Source organism: Paenibacillus barcinonensis, from assembly GCF_003217495.1.
GTDB classification, from domain to species: Bacteria; Bacillota; Bacilli; order Paenibacillales; family Paenibacillaceae; genus Paenibacillus; species Paenibacillus barcinonensis.
The window spans coordinates 1-2,756 of record NZ_QJSW01000054.1 but is presented as its reverse complement, the minus strand read 5'-3'; the positions used below and the strand labels follow the sequence as shown (position 1 = coordinate 2,756).

The window sequence follows — 2,756 nt, the reverse complement described above, 5'->3', positions numbered from 1 at the left end:
GCATTTGACTCACCAAATGATACCGCCAATTGGCTGACATTTGGCATTCATGGTACAATCCGTGAATCGATATTCCCCGCGAATGCCTGGTCCAGTGAGCACTGGGCCAATATGATGGGCATGGGAGGCATGGTGATTGGAGGCGGGATTACCGCCAAGATGATCAAACCGCATAATTTGCTAACATCGTCAGGAGGGGGAATAAAGCTTGATGCGTCTTCTCGCCCGCCTGGATCGGGGCCAATGGCGGGTGGATTTAACGGATATAAAGACCCACTACTTCAAGTGATGGACAATATCGCGGAGAGCAAAAAAGCTCGGGAATCCTCTAAATTCTCTGAATTTGCGGAGAAGGAGAAGAGAATGGTTGAGGGGACGGGTGAACCTGTTAGAAGATATTTTAGAGAAACCACACAAGCAGACAGAGAACTTGTCGAATCCCTAAGGAAGAAATATACTGCTGGGAAGAAAAGGAACGTTGCGGCGGCAAAAGGAAAAATAGATGGTGATGAGATAGATTTAGAAAGCGTTAGTGGAGAGTTTACAGACAATGATTACGTTAATAAAGGCAATTTTAAGCCTCCACAACCAGAGGATTATCATTATCAGGGACCAATTAGCGAATTCACAAGTCATACAGAACAAAAAGTTGTAGAATATTTAAGGCTCAAGTACAAAGAAAAGCCTGATGTTAAGGGGAAAATTGAAATTATTTCTGAAAGACCGTATTGTGATAATTGTATTGATTTGGTTGATCAATTCCAGAAAGAGTTTCCAAATATCGAGTTAGTTCGTGTTGAAGTAATTCCAAAATAAAGGAGAATAACGATGAAATATTTAAATGAACTTGTTACCCAACTTCAAAATGATAAAATTCCTATGATTCCGTGCACAATGGAAGAATTAAATGAAGTGAAGAAGTTGATAGGAACTAATAAACTTCCTGAAGCATATATTGAGTTTCTTGAAGTAATGGGAGGCGGAACAGAGCATACTTTTTTACGTGGAGAATCATGTTTTATTGACGAGTTGCTGGAATTGAATGAATGGGGAGCGGAATTATTAGAAGAAAATAAGGTTCCTTTGAAGCTTACCTGTAACGATTTTGTATTTTGGATGAGTCAAGGGTGTATGTTTTGTTTCTTTAAATTAAATGAGGGTGAGAATCCCCCTGTCTATTTTTATTCCGAAGGTAAGAAGAAAGAAGGTTTCTATAAGATTGCAGATACTTTTGCAGAATTTTTACAGCGCAGATATTTGAGAGATAAGTATGTTTTTCAAAAGAAAGATTAGGAAGTAAAGGGTTGTCAAAATTTTTGTTTAAGCCCATTTACAAACCCAACACAAGATCGTGCAATACAATCAACAAACGAAAGACTATATAATTCAAACAGTTGATAAACTTTCAAAAGCTCTTTCCCACTTGAATCATGAGTATGAATGAGCTTTTTTTGTATGCTCGAAATCAAAGGAGGATGAAACGAGTGGCAAAACGTTAATTAGTAGGTGCAGAAGAGTTGAAGAACCAGCAACTAGCACAGGAGCAAAAAAGAATTGAGGTCTATTGCACTGGGACAAGCAGAGTATGAGCAGCTTATGGATGAAATTCATGGTTATTGTCAGCAAGCGAGAGAATTAAGAGAGCAGGCGGCAGCGTTGCAGCAAACAGGACTTACAGATTTTCAAGTTAGCGAAAAGATTCAGCAGTTGTTGAACCATGCGAAGCATTTGGATACGCAGACTAGAGCAAGAAGCATCAGATTGCAAGCAGCTTGTACAGTATAACGAGGTCAATAGTTGTGAAATTATTTAGATGAATTAGGAGGGGGATTAAAATAATGGGAATTTCAACTTTTGTATTATTTGGCAAGGAAAAAGCATCTCTGCAAGCGAATTATTGAAAAATATTATATTAATGTATATTAATTACAGGATATACTTTTCTAATAATTATGACGAGTATGATGAAACTGGAAAATTAAAGTTCTGCTCAATTTATTTTAGTGACATTCCTTTTGAAGACAATTATTCAAGGCAAATATCTTGGAGTTGTATGATGAGCCTTATAAATTTCAAACCGTAGACTTTAATTGGGATGATTCTAAAAGCCAATATTTTAAGGCATTAGTATCTGAAGATTTCTAGGAGAATGAAGATTTATTATTTAAGATACTTTATGGAATTCTAAAAGTATATCCTTCTGCAAAAGTATGGATTGAAGATAACTGGTTTTATACAATAGAAGATTTAGAAAAAATAAAAAATAAGCCATTGGACAATGAATGGTGCTATAAAAATCCCATAGATTTGTAAGAGAACTTACTTGAATGATTGGTGGGACTACTCCAGTGCCGAATGGGCCCATCATTCAAACTGCAACGAGAAGAACAATAGCTTTAAATTCACTAGTTTGTACAAATAATTACTGGTATAATATTGTGGAAATTCCCAGTTATAATTTGTTTTTAGGATGTTCAAGCCGATAAATAGAGTCATGAGAAACCTATAGAAACTATATTAGGAAGTTGAGGAGTCAAGAAGATGAAAAAACTGATGTTAGCGGTATTAGCAGGTGCATTAAGTGTAAGTTTGATGGGATCAGGAGCGGAATCGGCCTCCGCTGCGGGTAAGCCCAAACAAGTAGAAGTGTTGTTAAACACCATTAAGATGAAATTTCCAGATGCCAAGCCATTTCAGGATGCTCAAGGGAGTGTTATGGTTCCCATTCGATTTGTATCCGAAGCGTTAGGTGCGAA

4 protein-coding genes are annotated in these 2,756 nt (G+C 37.0%); all 4 read left to right on the top strand.

The window, feature by feature from the left end; translation table 11 throughout:
• A partial coding sequence (locus DFQ00_RS30055) for a deaminase domain-containing protein (protein WP_279630444.1) occupies window positions 1–816 on the top strand: 816 nt, incomplete at its 5' end.
• A 12-nt stretch (window positions 817–828) separates the two neighbouring features.
• The gene (locus DFQ00_RS28535; RefSeq protein WP_110899760.1) at window positions 829–1,293 is read left to right on the top strand and encodes an SMI1/KNR4 family protein; all 465 of its coding nucleotides are present in this window, start codon (window positions 829–831) and stop codon (window positions 1,291–1,293) included.
• Between the two features lie 261 nt (window positions 1,294–1,554).
• On the top strand, window positions 1,555–1,785 hold the full coding sequence (locus DFQ00_RS28530; RefSeq protein WP_174812209.1) for a hypothetical protein: 231 nt from the start codon (window positions 1,555–1,557) through the stop codon (window positions 1,783–1,785).
• Between the two features lie 756 nt (window positions 1,786–2,541).
• Window positions 2,542–2,756, top strand: a 215-nt coding sequence (locus tag DFQ00_RS28525; RefSeq protein ID WP_425271061.1) for a stalk domain-containing protein, incomplete at its 3' end; no start/stop codon positions are given.